This is a genomic window from Nocardia sp. NBC_00881, assembly GCF_045207455.1.
Classification (GTDB): domain Bacteria; phylum Actinomycetota; class Actinomycetes; order Mycobacteriales; family Mycobacteriaceae; genus Nocardia.
This window is the reverse complement of record NZ_CP108798.1, coordinates 8378010-8393090: the sequence shown is the minus strand read 5'-3', so window position 1 is coordinate 8393090 and position 15081 is coordinate 8378010. Positions and strand designations below refer to the sequence as shown.

Below are 15081 nucleotides of genomic sequence, written 5' to 3'. Positions count from 1 at the left end.
CGTACTCCGCCGGGGCCGACCGGACTGGGAACCGCCTCGGCGAACAGCGCTCGCCGGGAGACCCCGATTCCACCGCTGTACTGTCCGCCGCCGTTGCGCGACGATCCCGCGCTCGCCGCGGCGGTCAACGATGGAATCCTCGCTTGGGCCGGCGACATCGGGCTCTACGAGGGGCGACTCGAGGAACTACGTGCCGCCGATTTCGGGCGGCTGATCATGCTCGCGCATCCCGACTGCGACGACCCGGACCGGCTGTTGGCAGCGGCGAACTGCGCGGTCTCGGAATGGTCCGTGGACGACTACTACTGCGAGGAGGACGCCGACGACTCGGCGCCGGACGGCACTCGGTCCAGCGCCGAGGCAGAGTTGGGACCCCGACTCGAATTGGCCGCCGCCGCCATCGATCCGGTCCACCTGCCTGCGCGGTATGTCGCCCAGCTGGAAGCGGCCCTCGACGCCGACCCGATCTTGCGGGCGTTCCGCACGTCCTTCGAGCACCTGGGCCGTTACGCCAGCCCGGCGCAGCTCGCCCGGCTGCGCACCGAGATCGCGGGCTGGTTCATCGCGCTCGCCGCGCGGAAGCGGGTTGGCGCTCGGCGGGACGGATGCCGCCCGTATGGGAGTACCTCACCAATCGGCAGCCACACAGCTTCCTGCCGTGCATGGCCCCGATCGACGTGGTTGGTGGCTACGAGCTGCGAGCCGCGGAGTACACCGATCCGGCGGTCCGGCGAGTTGTCACCACGGCCGCACTGGCCAGCCAGATGGTGAACGACCTGTATTCCATGGCACGCGAAGACCTTTCGGACGGCAGAGAATTCAATTTGCCGACGGTCCTCGCCGCCGAGGAGCGCTGCTCGCGGCGCGAAGCTGTGCTGCGCACCGCCGATGTGCACGACGAACTGGTGCACCGGTTCGAACGCGAGGCAGCCCCCCTGGCCGCGGCGGGATCGGCGGAACTACGCCGCTTCCTCGCGGGCCTGTGGGCCTGGATGGGCGGCAACCGAGCCTGGCACGCCGACAGCAAACGCTACAACGAAGTGAAATAAGCAGCACCGCGACGAGTAAGGATGATCACGCATGACCATTCTCAACCCGGCTACGGGTCCTGTTCTGCGCACCAGCTACCAGAAGTCCGTGGCCGCGTACTGGAATGACAACCCGAACGACGACCGGGTCAACACCAAGCTCGGCGAGGTCGACGGCCTCTACCACCACCACTACGGTATCGGCGACCCCGACCTGTCCGTACTGACCGGACCGGAGGACACCCGCCAGGACCGCATCGTCAAGGAGCTGCACCGGCTGGAAAACGCCCAGGCGGACTTCCTGCTCGACCACCTCGGCGACGTCCGCGCCGGCGATCGGCTGATGGACGGCGGGTCCGGTCGTGGAGGCACCAGCTTCATGGCCAACCAACGATTCGGCTGCCAGGTGGACGGCGTGACCATATCCGAGTACCAGGTCGGCTTCGCCAACGGCCAAGCCTCGCACCGTGGAGTGGCGGACAAGGTGCGGTTCCACTTCCGCAACATGCTGGAGACCGGATTCGAGCCCGCATCCATGCGCGGCATCTGGACCAACGAGACCACGATGTACGTGGACTTGTTCGACCTGTTTCGCGAGTTCGCCCGGCTCCTAGAGCCTGGAGGGCGCTACGTGTGCATCACCGGCTGCTCCAACGACGTGACCGGAGGTCGCTCATCCTCGGTCAGCTGGATCGACGCGCACTACGGCTGCATGATCCATCCACGCAGCGAGTACTTCCGCGCCTTGGCCGACAATCACCTGGTGCCGGTCGAAGTGACCGACCTCACCGCTGCCACCATCCCGTACTGGGAACTGCGCACGAAATCCGAGCTCGCGACGGGAGTCGAGAAGCGGTTCCTGACCGCGTACCAGGAGGGTAGCTTCCAATATCTGCTGATCGCCGCCGATAGGGTGGGCGGGTGACCGACAGCATCGCCCAGCCGATCATCGACCGCGAAGCCCTGCTCATCGAGCTCGTCGACGAGACGGGGCACGCCGTCGGCGCGTGCCCCGTCGCCGAAGCCCATCAGGCGCCGGGACGGTTGCACCGTGCATTCTCCGTGCTGCTGTTCGACACGGCGGGCCGGGTGCTGTTGCAGCAGCGTGCGGCGGCGAAGACCCGGTTCCCCTCGCTTTGGGCCAACACCTGCTGCGGCCACCCCGCTCCGGGCGAGCCGGTCGCCACAGCAGCGGCGCGGCGACTTTCCGAGGAGCTGGGTCTGACCGCCGTGCTCACCGAGGCGGGGATCTACCGCTACCGCGCCGAGGACCTGCGCACCAGGCGCGTCGAGTTCGAATGGGACCACGTGCTGATCGGACAGCTGGACGTCGGCACACCACGGCCCGACCCGGACGAGGTCGCCGACTACGCGTGGGTCCAGCTGGACGCGCTGCGCGACGCGCTGGCCAGCGATCCAGACGCCTACACCCCCTGGCTGGCCGGGGTCCTCGACATCGCCGACCACGCTCGGGGCACCGGAACGTCGCTGCGCTGACCTTCCCGACGCGCTTGGCGAATCCCGGTACCGCGGCAGCCGCCGATCCGATCCACCGTCATCTCGTAATCGGCGACGTATGTTTCGATGCGCATATCAACGTAACAAAGTATCAAAATGCCGGCGTAACGAAATGTTCCGAAACTGAGAGAACTCATAAGAACGGCACAGGCTTTGACCAGGACCGTTCCGCATCCTTGATGGTGTACGAGTTCTCGATGAAGTGAGGTGCCCGATGGTCGAGTTCGAGGTCACGGGAACGACAGTGACGGTCCACGTGGTTGGTGCGCATCAGCTACTCGCGCTGCGCGATCAGCTGACCTTCGATCTGTCCGACATCATTGCACTCGGCAAAGCCGGGGTGGACCGCCGCCCGCCGTGGATGCGTGCGCCCGGCACGTTCTTCCCCGGCGTGATCGCAGCGGGCACGTTCCGCGGCAAGGGCCGCAAGGAGTTCTGGGACACCCGCTTCGACGGTCGCGCGATCCGGGTCGACCTGGCGAACGCGGAAGTCACCCGGCTCGTTGTCGACGTCGCCGACCCGGACGGCGAGCTACGCAAGCTCGTCTCCGCCGTGGCTGCCTGATCCCGGTCAGGAACCGAACGACCGCAGCGGGCCGGTGTACGGCTTGGGTGGTGGCGTGGCGAACTCTCCCCGCCCCGACTTCCGTAAACCGAGCGTGATCAGCGATTGCACGGTCAGTGTCGCGGCCGCCACGCCGTCGACCACCGGCACGCCCACCTCGGCGCCCAGGTATGCGCACAGTTCGGCCATGCCGGCGCACCCCAGGACGATGGCGTCGGCCCCATCCGCCGCCACCGCCTCCCGGCAGGCCTCGGTGATGATCTTGCGCGCGTCCGGATCGCTGTCCAGCGCGAGCACCGGGATCTCACACGCGTGGATGCCGCGGCAGAACCGTTGCATGCCATAGCCTTCCACCAGATCGGCGGCCCGGCCGACGGTCCGCCCCAACGTGGTGACCACGCTGAATCCACGACCGAGATGACTTGCCGTGTGCATGGCCGCCTCGGCGATGCCGATCACCGGTCCCCCGGCCGCTTCGCGGGCGGCGTCGAGGCCCGGATCACCGAAACAGGCAAGCACGTAGCCGTCGACCCCTTCGGCCTCCCCGCGCCGGATCGCGGCGAGAAGGCCGGGGACGCTGAGCGCTTCGTCGTAGTGACTCTCGATCGAAGCGGGTCCCATCTCGGAAGTCACCGCGTCCAGGAGGGTGCCGGGGCCCACGACGCCCCTGGCGCACTCCTCGATCGTGTCGGTCATCGACCGGGTGGTGTTCGGGTTGATCACCCGGATGCGCATCAGGTCGGAATTCCTCGCACCGCCAGCCGTGTCCTGGTGGCCAGCGCGTAGTAGGCGACGAACCCGAGACCGCAACCGATGAACCAGCTGTACTGCGCCGCGGTGTACATGCCGGCGATGTCCTTGGCCAGCACCGGTATCACGGCGACCAGCGCGCCGATCACCGTCGCGATCACCGCGGCAGGGTTGTATCCCTTGCGGTACCAGTAGCTTCCGGTCGTCGACAGGGTGAACAGGTCGGCCACTACCACGCGCTGTTTACGCACCAGGTAGTAGTCGGCGATGAGCACTCCGAACAGCGGGCCGATGAACGCACCGAGCACCTCCAGGGTGTAGTGGATGACCTCCGGGTTGTTGTACAGGTTCCAAGGCGTGATCAGCACCGAGCCGACTGCCGCGATCATGCCGCCCGCACGCCAGCTGATCCGCTGCGGGCTCACGTGCGAGAAGTCGAAGGCCGGCGAGATGAAATTCGCGACGATATTGATGCCGATGGTGGCGATGGTGAACGTCAGCGCGCCGAGCACGATCGCGAACGTGCTGTCGATGCGCGCGACCGTGGTGACCGGGTCGGTGATCAACTCACCGTAGACCGGAACCGTCAGCGAGGCGGTGATCACCACCAGCAGCGAGAACAACAGGAAGTTCAGTGGAAGGCCGAGCAGGTTGCCCCGGCGCACCGCGGCGAAGGATTTTCCGTAGCGGGAGAAATCGCCGAAGTTCAGCATCGGGCCGGAGAAGTAGGACACGACAAGCGCGATGGCGCCGAGCATCACCGGCACCGAATCCCATCCGGAGTACTTCACCGCACCGAGGCTCAGGTCGATGGCGCCCCAGCCGGCTTTCGCGATCAGGTAGCCGCACAGCAGGAACATCACCACGTACACCGCGGGCCCGCAGAAGTCGATGAACCTGCGGATGGATTCCATACCCCGCCAGAACACGCAGGCCTGTACTACCCACAGCGTCAGGTAGCTGCCCCAGCCGAGCAGCGAAAGGCCGAGGAAGCCGTAGTCGTCGGCCACTGCGTAGGGCGCGAGCGATGGAAAGAGCTTCACCAGAACCACGTCCAGCGCCGCAGAGGCGAGAAACGTCTGGATCCCGTACCAGGCCACCGCGATCAAACCGCGGATGATGGCCGGGATGTTGGCGCCGAGCACGCCGAACGCGCTACGGCAGATGACCGGATACGGCACTCCGGTGACCTGACTCGGCTTCGCGACCAGGTTGCAGAAGAAGTAGACCACGGTGATGCCGATCAGTAGGGCCGCGAGCACCTGCCAGCTGGCGAGGCCGAGCGCGAACAGGCTGCCCGCGGTGACGTAGCCGCCGACGCTGTGCACGTCCGACATCCAGAACGCGAAGATGTTGTAGGAGCCCCAGCTCTGCCTGTGCAGCGGCACCAGGTCCTTGTTGGTGAGCCGCGGAGCGTACTCGGCAGGTGGTGCGGTGACAGGCGGCACGGCGCGCGGCGGCAACGGGGCGATGGTTTCGGTCATGGGCGTTTCCGATCCGACGGTGGAACTGTGATCGAAACGACGGTAGGAACCGGCTATTGCCCGCCCGTTGCGCGGTTATTTCCCGGCCATTGCGCAGCAGATATATCTTCCGGCGCCAGCAGCCCCGTGTTGCTGGGCACCGTCGCGATCACCGTCTCCAACCTGCGGTGATGCCCTTCGGCGACGAGGAGGAGGCGATCGACGTCCCTGGCGAGGAACGCGTCGAGCATCGATGCGTGGTCGGTGTGCAAGCGCACCCGGTCGGCCGGGCCGATGTGCACCATCGACTGCACCGGCTCGGTGACGTTCCATGCCGATTCGAGCATGTGCAGCAGCCGGAACATCCGCGACGGCCTGGTCAGCGCGACATGGAAGACGCGGGACCGGCGATGGTAGGCGACCGGGTCGTCGTCGCGGATGGCTTGTTCGAGACTCGCGTTCACCTCCAGCAGTTCCGCACGGTCGGCGGCCGAGTGATTCATCGCCGCCGCGGCCAGTGACGCCGTCTCCAGGGTCTCGCGCACGATGTACATCTCGCGCAGTTCGGTGGCGGTCAGCTGGGCCACCGTGTACCCGCTGTGTGGCTCATGCGTGACCAGGCCCTCCCCGATCAGCGTCTTGAGCGCCTCGCGCACCGGGATATGGCTCACCCCGAACAGCTCCGCCACCTCGCGCAGCGGGATGACGGTGCAGGGCGGCACCGCACCGTCCAGGATCACCCGGCGTAGTTCGCCGAGGATCACTTGCGGCCGGCCGGGTTCATCGACGACCAACCTCGCGAGCAGAGCCGAACGTCGTCCCGGTGGCATGGCAACACGCTAGGCGAGCCGTATTGCGTTCCCGGTCACCTTTGTGACGGTCAGGAAACGTCTTCTCACGGCACCGATCGGTCACGTGGGAGGGTGCACAGCGCCGCGTCGAGGGCATGCGATGCTGGGACAGACCGTACGACAGAGAGTTTCCGATGACAGCACAGTTCGTCGATCGTCGCTTCGCACGCCTGGTCGCCGAGTTCGACCGGCTGTTTCGGCGGCCTTCCGACGGCGGTGGAGCCCTGGCGGTCTACCTGCACGGCGAGCCGGTCGTTGACGTCTGGGCCGGGTTCGCACACCCCGAGACGCCGTGGCAGCGAGACACCGTCGCCATGGCGTTTTCCACCAGCAAGGGCGTCGCCAGCACACTGGTGCACCGGCTGGCGGAACGCGGCCTGATCGACTACGACGAGCCGGTCGCGACCTACTGGCCGGAGTTCGCCGCCGCGGGCAAGGAACGCATCACCGTGCGCGCCATGCTCAGCCATCGGGCGGGGCTGCACCGGCTGCGCGGGCTGTTGCCGGGGCCGATCGACGCATTCTTCGACGACGCGGCGGTGACCGCGGCGCTCGCGGCCGCGGCTCCCGACCCACGGTATCGGGTCACCAGCGGCTATCACGGCATCTCCTACGGGCACTTGGCCGCGGAATTGGTACGCCGGGTCACCGGTGCGGAATACACCGACGTGCTACGCACCGAGATCGCGGAACCACTTGCCGCAGAAGAACTCTGGTTCCGGGTCCCAGAGCCCGCACGCGAACGCATCGCCACCAACTTCCCACGTCTGACCGTCGCGGGCCTGAGCTGGGAGCGGAGCTCCCGACTGCTGGGCCGCACCCGATTCGCAGCCGCCGCCGACACCACCCCCGCGGGGTTCGCCGAGCTGATCTCCGATCCACGCCTACACGATTCGGTGATGCCCGGCCTGAATGGCGTCTTCTCCGCTCGCGCGCTGGCCCGCGTGTACGGGGCGCTCGCCAACGGCGGGCAACTCGACGGATACCAGTTGCTGCGCCCGGACACCATCGAGCGGATGACCCAGCGCCAAGTGTTCACTCCGGACTATGTCCTGGCTTTCCGGATTCCATGGGCGCTCGGTTACCACGGCGTGCCCATGAAGCCGTCCAAGGCGGAGCCGGTGTCGGCCTTCGGCCACTTCGGGCTCGGCGGCTCGGGTGGTTTCGCCGACCCCAGCACCGGGATGTCGCTCGCCTTCATCACCAATCGCCTCGGCAGCAGGGTCACACCGCTCGGCGACGGCCGTCTGGCCCGGCTCGGTGCACTGGCGCACAACCTCGCCGAGACCGCCTGACACCGGGGCCGTCCGCTACCCGGGATGGCAGCATGGCGGCATGGAATTGATCGAGATGGCGAGGGTCCAGGCCGCCGCGGAGTTACTCGCTCCCGTGATCCGGCGAACGCCGATGGTGGCGTCTCGGGTGTTGTCCGAGCACGTGGGCAGCGAGGTCTGGCTGAAGTGTGAAAACTTGCAGCGGACCGGGTCGTTCAAGCCGCGTGGTGCCTACAACCGGATCGCGAACCTGCACCAGGACGTGCGAGCGCGCGGTGTGGTCGCCGCGAGCGCAGGCAACCATGCGCAGGGGGTCGCGTGGGCGGCGACCTCGCTCGGCATCGCATCGACGGTGTTCATGCCGATCGGGGCGTCGCTACCGAAACTGGTGGCCACCAAGGCGTACGGCGCGCAGGTGCGCCAGGTCGGCGAGACCATCGACGACTCGCTCGACGCCGCGCTGGACTTCGCCGACCGGACCGGAGCGACGCTGATCCACCCGTTCGACCATCCCGACATTGTGGCAGGCCAGGCGACAGTCGGCAGGGAGATCCTGGACCAACTGCCCGAGGTGGGCACCGTGATCGTGCCGACCGGGGGCGGCGGACTGCTGGCCGGTGTGGCAGTCGCACTGCACCACTTGGCGCCACATGTGCGCGTGATCGGGGTACAGGCGGCGGAGGCGGCGGCGTGGCCGGATTCGCTGGCGGCGGGCCGGCCGGTCCGGGTCGGCCGGATGTCGACGATGGCCGACGGCATTGCTGTGGGCCTGCCGGGCGCCGTGCCGTTCGCCAATGTCGCCGAATACGTTTCGACCATGCTGACGGTGGACGAGGAAGCGCTGTCGACGGGGCTGCTGCTGTGTCTGGAGCGCGCGAAACTGATCGTCGAGCCCGCCGGAGCGGCGGCCGTCGCCGCGCTGATGAGTTTCGCACGGGACGAACTCGATCTCCGCGGGAGTGTCTGTGCGATCCTGTCCGGCGGCAATATCGACCCGCTGCTGCTGACCCGCCTGATCGGGCACGGCTTGAGCGCGGCGGGCCGTTATCTCGCTGTGCGCGTGACTATTTCCGACCGACCCGGCGGACTGAGCGCGCTGCTCGCGGTGGTCGGCAAGACCGGAGCGAGTGTCGTCGACGTGGCGCACTCGCGGACGGGCACCTGGCTGGCGGTCGACGAAGTCGAAGTGTCCCTGACCCTGGAGACCAGGGGACCCACCCATCGCGACGACGTCCTCACCGCACTGGCCAACGCAGGATACGCGGTCCGCACGGCGGATTAGCGCGACAATTGTCGGCCCGCGACCATTGCCGCTGCCGCGAATACGACGCGCGTTGTGAACGATCCTTATTCACGGCAAGCGGCGCGTGCATTGCGTGACGTCCTCACGCGCAGGTCGATCGACCGCTCGCCGCCAGGTCTGTGGGCAGCGATGATGGCATGACGCAGCCGCCAGAAACTCCCGGCGCTCCTCGAATACCGTCACCGCGACCGTATCGAGTGCGGTGGCGACCACCGCCAGCGGAGCGGGGTCATCGACGCAGGCGCGTCCATGACCAGCCGTACCAGCAACCCCTGCAACACGGCCGTGCCACCGAAAAGCACCTCGCGCTTGTCCGCGAGATCCGGCGCCGCCCGCCGCAGGTATCAGGTGCGGAGAGGCAGTTGATGCGTTGACGACGGGCTGCAGAACCGACCTTCGGAGGGGTTGCCGCGCCGTACGATGTCGATCGTCAGCACCCGGACCAGATATATCGGGTCTCGGTACCTGGACAGACCGCGGAGGAAGACTATTCTTGGCGTCGTGCCGGTACCGCGTCGTGAGCTGGCCCATGATCGGATGTGGGAAGCAAGTGATTTCGTCGGTCGTGAGGATGAGCTGGACAAGATCGTCCCCATGTTGGTGCATTCAACGCGGTTGATCACCTTGATCGGTTCGGGTGGTATCGGGAAAACCAGACTGGCAGTGCAGGCTGTCGGCCGTTACCAAATGGCCAGGCATGTGTCGGTGCATTGGGTGCGGCTGGCACGTCTGTCCAAGGGTTCGGATGCCTACGCGGTCGAGGAAGAAATCGCCCAGTCGGTGATCGGTCCGGATTTCTCCGGGCGATCGGTCTGGGAGGCGCTTGTCGACACATTCACCGAAGTGGACGCAGTGGGGCAATACCGACAGTCGATACTGGTGATGGACAATTGCGAGCATGTCCTGGCCGGTGCCGGTGCCGTAATAACTCCGTTGTTGGAAACAGTGCCGGGGTTGAGCATTCTGGCGACCAGCCGTGAACCGATCGGGTGGGTCGATGAGCATCTGATCGTCGTGCCTCCGTTGTCGCGCCGACAGGCTCTGACGTTGTTCCGGCAACGATCCGAGCTCACCGGTCACCCCGTCACCGGCGCCGACCAGATCGCCACAGCAGACCTGATCTGCCGACATATGCACGATCACCCGCTGTACATCCGACTGGCCGCAGCACGACTGGTGCGCCAACCGTTGGCGGCGATCCTTGGGGACCTCAGTGGTGACGAAACCGACGACAAACGTATGCGATGGTCGCCCGGGCCCAGCGTAGGAGCCGATCCCCGACATCGAGGAGTCGGGGATGTGATCGCCTGGTCCTATGACCTGTGCACCGACAAGGAACGCCTGCTGTTCGAGCGCATGTCGGTATTCGCCGCGGGATACGACACCAATCCCGAGGACGACCACAGCGGTGCTTCCCTCGATGTGGGAGCGGAGCTGGATGCGATCGAAAGCGTCTGCGCCGACGACCGGCAACCCGGAGAAGACCGTAGACCGGGAGACGACGACCACCCCGCGTCGCTTTCCGGTGATGGGGCGGTGAGCCTGGCGAGCGAAGAGATCGAGGATCTGCTCGATCGCCTTGTCGACCGATCGCTGGTCACAGCGCACTTCACGACGACCACAGTCCGGTACTCGCTACTGGAAAGTCTTCGGATATTCGCTCGGCGACAGCTCGAGCAACACTCCACCGTTCGAGCCGACGAATCGGCACGGCTGGCCGAACGACACCGCCACTACTATCGCGACAAAGTCGCGTACGCCGCAGCCAACTGGCTGGGTCCCGCCGAACACGACCTGCTGGACTGGGCCCGCGCGGCGTGGGACAACATCCTCACCGCTATCGACACCAGCATTACCACACCCGGCGAAGCGGCAGTCGGCCTGGAAATCTGCTCCGGGCTGCTCGCCCTACGATTTCCTTTCATGAAAGGTCCGTTGCGCGAGATGCGGCGGTGGACCACGCGCTCCTTACAGGCCACCCGGACGTTGGACCCACAACCCGCCGAACTCCAGATAGGGGCGATGGCGATGATCGTATGGCTCACCCTGTGCCAGGGCGAGCCCGAGGACGCCGAACGGATGCTGGAGGACTGCGTCACCGCCTGCTTCCCGGACACTCACAGCAGACGGAACTGGCGAAGCACCGCTGAGACCGATATCGGCCTGCCCGCGGTCGTCGAATTTGCGTGGGGCATCGAACTGCTGCTGGCCCACGGTGATGCACGAGCTATCACTGTTCTGGCGCGAGCCCGCGAAAAGTGGCATCGCCTGGACAACTATGGCGCCGCCGTAATGGCTGACTTGTGGGCGGCACTGGCGGCAGGTGTACTCGGAACCGCGCAACAAGCCCATCAGATCGCACGACATCACCTCGACGAAGCGAACGCTTCGGGTGCTTTGTGGGTGAAGTCCTGGGCTCAGCTGGCTTGGGCGCTCACTTTGACCAGACACGGCAATCCCACCGCCGCATTGGACTTCGAACGGCAGGCACTGACACACCAGCTGCCCGCCCGCGATCCCTGGGGGAGATTCTGGGCGGTCCAGTTTCGGGCTTGGTCATTGGCACAATGCATCACCGACGCCATCGCCGCCGGGAACCCCGACCGCGACGCGCTCACCGCATGGGCTACCGAAATCGCCCAACTAGCCGGAGGAACCGCCACGCAACAAGCCAGGTTCGGCATTCGCCTCGAAGCGCTGGGACCGTTTGCCGACGAAGCCGACAAAGCCCTCGCCGTGGCCCGTCGGACGCTCGGCCCAGAGGCGTTCACGGCAGCGGAAACCCAAGGATCCCGGCTGCGCCCCGAACTCGACGAGGTGCAACAACTCGCCATGGGGACACTATCCATCAACACTCTGGCAGCATCCCGTCCAGCAGGCCGAGCCGCCTCGTCGTATTGGAACGAGTTGACCACCGCCGAGCAAGAGGTCGCGATATTAGCGGCGGCCCGGTGGACCAATGCCGCAATAGCCGCGCGCCGCGGAAACTCCGTCAGAACCATCGACGCACAGATGACCACGATCCTGCAGAAACTGAACATCACCTCACGCGAAGACATCATCGGATTCGTCCCCGAAGACATCATCGACGATGTCCGAGCAGAAACCGCTCGACGCCCACGCCGAGGGAAGACCCACTGACTGTGATCGCGGCGAACTCGCAATAAGTTCGGGTCCATAGTTGGAACGGACATGGAAGCCATGTCTGTGGCATGCCACATCCGATGGCGACGCCGGTGGGGGCGGATGAGGCCACCCCCAACCGCAATTACGCGACGTTGGTGCGATCCAACGTCGGGCCAGGAGGCTCGCTTATTGTGGTAGTACGATGATGCATTTTCAGTGACGATGCCGACGGACCGGACGCGCCGACCGGTGTCCGGCGCTTCCGGTCGGCACGTCTCCTCATCAGGTGGCGGTCAGCAGGTGCGTTTGTAGAAGTACTTGGCGTTGACGTCCATGTCCACATGGGTGATCGCGATCATCGCGGTCTGAATGTTCCTGGTGACCGGCTTGCCCTCGAGAGCGGCGACCGCCTGGTCGACGCCTTCGGCGCCGATCCCCGCCGGGTCCTGGGCGATGAGCGCTTGCACGGTACCGACTTTCAAATCCTCGACCTGCTTCGGGCTCGCGTCGAAACCGACGAGCTTGACCTGTCCGAGCTTGTTGGCGTTGCGCAGTCCGGTCGCCGCGCCCTCGGCCGAACTCAGGTTGGTGGCGAACACACCCGCGAGATCGGGGTGTGCGGCCAGCGTCGCGGTGACAATCGACGCCGCCTGCGCCGCCTCGTTGTTGTTGTATTGCACACCGAGCGAGGTGATGCCCGGGTACCTTGTGATCGCCTCTTGGAAACCCTGCGCCCGCTCGTCGGTGGTGGAAGTGCCCGCCTTGGTGTTGATCACCAGAACTGGCCCCTTCTCCCCGACCAGCTTTGCCAGCGTCGCGGCCGCGAGCGCACCGCCCTTGTTGTTGTCCGACGAGATCGACGACACCGCGACGGACATGTCGTCCAGCGCGGTGTCCACCTCGACGATCTTGATGCCCGCGGCCTCGGCCTGCCGAAGCGGATTGGCCATGGCGGTGGCGTGCGTCGGCGCGATCAGGATGCCGCCGGGCTTGTTGGCCACCACACCGGTAAGCACTGGAGTCTGCGCTCCGGCGTCGAATTTCGTAGGGGCCTGGGTGTCGAGGCGGTAGCCGAGTTTCGCGGCTTCGTCCTGCGCGCCGCACTGCATGGAGATGTAGAACGGCTCGTCGGCCACGCCAGGGATCAGCACCAGCCGCTTGCTGTCACCGCCGCCCGAATTGCCCACCCCTCCAACGCAACCCGCCACCAGCGTGCCGATCATCACCAGTGCGCCGATCACCACCGCGTTCCGTTTCGCCACCCGCATCCGGCACCTCCGCATACTGTCTTCTGTTATCGAGGAATCTCTACTTCCGGTCCCGCGCCCTGCGACGGGCTTGGTCGAACCAGACCGCGGCAACCAAAACCACGCTCACGGCGATCGGCTGCCAGAACACCGGCACCTGTGCGATAACGAAACCCTTCTTCAGCACCGACGGGATGAAAACGCCGATCACGGTGCCCACGATCGAGCCGACACCGCCGAAAAGGCTTGTCCCGCCGATCACCACGCCTGCGATGGCATCCACGTTGTCGGTGCCGTGCCCGCCGATGGTGGTGGTGCCGAAGTAGGCCAGGTTCATGAACCCGGCAAGCCCAGCCAGCAACCCGGTAAGCAGATACACCAGAACCAGATGCCGGGTCACCGCGATCCCGGAGCGGCGGGCGGCCTCCTGATCGGAGCCGATCGCACAGGTGTAGCGACCGAACCGGGTGGTGTGCAGCACCCAGGCGGCCAGCACCGTCACAGCGGTCGCAACCAGCACCAGGTTCGGCACTCCCCCCAGCGACGTGCCGAAACCCAATGAATCGCGCAACTTTTCGGGCACCGTCCTGGTGTCCACGCCTCCGGTGATCAGCTGGGCCGCGCCCAGCGCGGCGCCGAAGGAACCGAGCGTGACGATCAGCGGCGGAACCCCGGCCTTGGCCACCAGAAGGCCGTTCAGCAGGCCCCAGACCCCGCCGCCTGCGACCGACAACAGTAACCCGACCGCGATGACGCCCCAGCCCGCGCCGGTGGCATCCTCGTTCGGGCTCAACCACTCCATGGATTTCGCGCCGAGCACGCCTGCGAATATCAGCACCGTCCCGACCGAGAGGTCTATGCCGGAGGTGATGATCACGAAGGTCATGCCGACCGAAAGCACCAGCAGCACGGACGTTTCGATCAGCAGAGTCTGCAGGGTGAACCGGGTGGGGAAGGCGTCGGGCCGGATGAGGCTGAACACCACGCACAGCACCACCAGCACGACGCCGATCCACACCGTGCCGGCGCCCAGCAGTCGCCGCAGGACCGTGCGTTCGGCCGGTGCGACGACCTCGATATCCCTCATGCCGCGTCCTCATGGGACAGTGCGCCGGTCATGGCGCCGACCAACTGCTCCAGCGTCGCATCGGCGGCGGCGAACCGAGCTACCCGCCTGCCGAGCCGCAGCACCTCGACGCGGTCGGCGACCGCACGAACCTCCGGCATGTTGTGGCTGATCAGGACTACCGCGACGCCCTGGTCCCGTACTCGGCGAATGACGTCGAGGACGCGGTCGCGCTGCACGACGCCCAGTGCCGCGGTCGGCTCGTCCAGGAACACAACCCTGCTCGCCCAGAGCACCGCTCGCGCGACGGCGACACTCTGGCGCTGTCCGCCGGAGAGCGCGCCGATCGGGACGTCGGCGCTCGGTAAGGACACCCCGAGGCGCCGGAAGTGTTCGATCGCTCGGGCTCGCATCGCGGCCTTGTCCAGCATGCCGAGCTTGCCCGGGAGTCCGGGTCGAACGAGTTCCCTTCCGAGGAATAGATTCGCGGCGGGGTCGAGATCCGGCGCGACGGCGAGATCCTGATACACGGTTTCCACGCCGAGTTTCCGCGCGGCCGTCGGCGAATTCAGCACGACCGGATCGCCGTCGAGCACGATGGTTCCGGCATCCGGTCGCTCGGCGCCGGAAAGGCATTTCACCAAGGTCGATTTTCCGGCGCCGTTGTCGCCGATCAATGCGACGACCTCCCCGGCGCGCACCTGAAAATCGGCGCCCCGCAACGCTTCCACGCCGCCATAGCGCTTCACCAGTCCGACGGCTTCCAACACGACCGCGGATTCGCCGGTCGCCTCGGGCCGAATTTTCGAATCGTCTGAGGTCATCGGACACATCCACGTGAAATCCACTGAGCGAGTGTCCAATCCATTGCCCGATGGTACGTTCGTCGG

Annotated in this window: 13 protein-coding genes; 7 read left to right on the top strand and 6 right to left on the bottom strand. The window is 66.2% G+C overall.

What is annotated here, in order from left to right:
* Positions 1-284 precede the first annotated feature (284 nt).
* The 4 genes from OH799_RS35750 (at position 285) to OH799_RS35735 (ending at position 3111) form a co-directional block, all read left to right on the top strand.
* Positions 285-1049, top strand: coding sequence for a terpene synthase family protein (locus tag OH799_RS35750; protein WP_406273812.1), 765 nt, complete (start codon positions 285-287; stop codon positions 1047-1049).
* Positions 1050-1080: 31 nt separating this feature from the next.
* On the top strand, positions 1081-1953 hold the full coding sequence (locus tag OH799_RS35745) for a geranyl diphosphate 2-C-methyltransferase (protein ID WP_406273809.1): 873 nt from the start codon (positions 1081-1083) through the stop codon (positions 1951-1953).
* Complete coding sequence (gene idi, locus OH799_RS35740; RefSeq protein WP_406273806.1) at positions 1950-2525, top strand: isopentenyl-diphosphate Delta-isomerase; 576 nt, start codon at positions 1950-1952, stop codon at positions 2523-2525. Before OH799_RS35745 ends, idi begins: the two co-directional genes overlap by 4 nt.
* A gap of 235 nt (positions 2526-2760) precedes the next feature.
* Positions 2761-3111 (top strand): hypothetical protein, encoded by a 351-nt coding sequence (locus tag OH799_RS35735; protein WP_357272974.1) that lies wholly within the window; start codon positions 2761-2763, stop codon positions 3109-3111.
* A gap of 6 nt (positions 3112-3117) precedes the next feature.
* Here OH799_RS35735 and OH799_RS35730 read toward each other — a convergent pair whose 3' ends face one another.
* The 3 genes from OH799_RS35730 to OH799_RS35720 are packed head-to-tail and all read right to left on the bottom strand — an operon-like array spanning position 3118 to position 6154.
* Positions 3118-3846, bottom strand: a complete 729-nt coding sequence (locus OH799_RS35730; protein WP_406273803.1) for an aspartate/glutamate racemase family protein — start codon at positions 3844-3846, stop codon at positions 3118-3120.
* Positions 3846-5345: an NCS1 family nucleobase:cation symporter-1 gene (locus tag OH799_RS35725; protein WP_406273800.1), complete on the bottom strand. Its 1500-nt coding sequence runs from the start codon at positions 5343-5345 to the stop codon at positions 3846-3848. Before OH799_RS35725 ends, OH799_RS35730 begins: the two co-directional genes overlap by 1 nt.
* 53 nt (positions 5346-5398) lie before the next feature.
* Positions 5399-6154 carry a GntR family transcriptional regulator gene (locus OH799_RS35720; protein WP_406273797.1) on the bottom strand — a complete coding sequence of 252 codons (756 nt, stop codon included), beginning with the start codon at positions 6152-6154 and terminating at the stop codon, positions 5399-5401.
* A gap of 155 nt (positions 6155-6309) precedes the next feature.
* Between OH799_RS35720 and OH799_RS35715 the strand changes: the two genes are divergently transcribed.
* From OH799_RS35715 to OH799_RS35705, 3 genes are all read left to right on the top strand, one after another.
* The gene (locus OH799_RS35715) at positions 6310-7470 is read left to right on the top strand and encodes a serine hydrolase domain-containing protein (protein ID WP_406273794.1); all 1161 of its coding nucleotides are present in this window, start codon (positions 6310-6312) and stop codon (positions 7468-7470) included.
* A 40-nt stretch (positions 7471-7510) separates the two neighbouring features.
* On the top strand, positions 7511-8731 hold the full coding sequence (gene ilvA / locus OH799_RS35710) for a threonine ammonia-lyase (RefSeq protein ID WP_406273791.1): 1221 nt from the start codon (positions 7511-7513) through the stop codon (positions 8729-8731).
* A 522-nt stretch (positions 8732-9253) separates the two neighbouring features.
* On the top strand, positions 9254-11893 hold the full coding sequence (locus OH799_RS35705) for an ATP-binding protein (protein WP_406273788.1): 2640 nt from the start codon (positions 9254-9256) through the stop codon (positions 11891-11893).
* Positions 11894-12171: 278 nt separating this feature from the next.
* On the opposite strand, the gene OH799_RS35700 is transcribed toward OH799_RS35705, so the two are convergent.
* From OH799_RS35700 to OH799_RS35690, 3 genes are read right to left on the bottom strand one after another with little or no spacing between them, the layout of a single operon-like run.
* Positions 12172-13146, bottom strand: coding sequence for an ABC transporter substrate-binding protein (locus OH799_RS35700; protein ID WP_406273787.1), 975 nt, complete (start codon positions 13144-13146; stop codon positions 12172-12174).
* A 40-nt stretch (positions 13147-13186) separates the two neighbouring features.
* The gene (locus tag OH799_RS35695; protein ID WP_406273784.1) at positions 13187-14212 is read right to left on the bottom strand and encodes an ABC transporter permease; all 1026 of its coding nucleotides are present in this window, start codon (positions 14210-14212) and stop codon (positions 13187-13189) included.
* Positions 14209-15015, bottom strand: a complete 807-nt coding sequence (locus tag OH799_RS35690; RefSeq protein ID WP_406273781.1) for an ATP-binding cassette domain-containing protein — start codon at positions 15013-15015, stop codon at positions 14209-14211. Before OH799_RS35690 ends, OH799_RS35695 begins: the two co-directional genes overlap by 4 nt.
* Positions 15016-15081: the final 66 nt, after the last annotated feature.

What these genes read in the sequence shown, in the direction of transcription:
- OH799_RS35750 (WP_406273812.1), top strand. Translation starts at nt 285, where the DNA reads ATGGTCCGTGGACGACTACTACTGCGAGGAGGACGCCGACGACTCGGC.
- OH799_RS35745 (WP_406273809.1), top strand. Translation starts at nt 1,081, where the DNA reads ATGACCATTCTCAACCCGGCTACGGGTCCTGTTCTGCGCACCAGCTAC.
- OH799_RS35735 (WP_357272974.1), top strand. Translation starts at nt 2,761, where the DNA reads ATGGTCGAGTTCGAGGTCACGGGAACGACAGTGACGGTCCACGTGGTT.
- OH799_RS35730 (WP_406273803.1), bottom strand. Translation starts at nt 3,846, where the DNA reads ATGCGCATCCGGGTGATCAACCCGAACACCACCCGGTCGATGACCGAC.
- OH799_RS35725 (WP_406273800.1), bottom strand. Translation starts at nt 5,345, where the DNA reads ATGACCGAAACCATCGCCCCGTTGCCGCCGCGCGCCGTGCCGCCTGTC.
- OH799_RS35720 (WP_406273797.1), bottom strand. Translation starts at nt 6,154, where the DNA reads ATGCCACCGGGACGACGTTCGGCTCTGCTCGCGAGGTTGGTCGTCGAT.
- OH799_RS35715 (WP_406273794.1), top strand. Translation starts at nt 6,310, where the DNA reads ATGACAGCACAGTTCGTCGATCGTCGCTTCGCACGCCTGGTCGCCGAG.
- ilvA (WP_406273791.1), top strand. Translation starts at nt 7,511, where the DNA reads ATGGAATTGATCGAGATGGCGAGGGTCCAGGCCGCCGCGGAGTTACTC.
- OH799_RS35700 (WP_406273787.1), bottom strand. Translation starts at nt 13,146, where the DNA reads ATGCGGGTGGCGAAACGGAACGCGGTGGTGATCGGCGCACTGGTGATG.
- OH799_RS35695 (WP_406273784.1), bottom strand. Translation starts at nt 14,212, where the DNA reads ATGAGGGATATCGAGGTCGTCGCACCGGCCGAACGCACGGTCCTGCGG.
- OH799_RS35690 (WP_406273781.1), bottom strand. Translation starts at nt 15,015, where the DNA reads ATGACCTCAGACGATTCGAAAATTCGGCCCGAGGCGACCGGCGAATCC.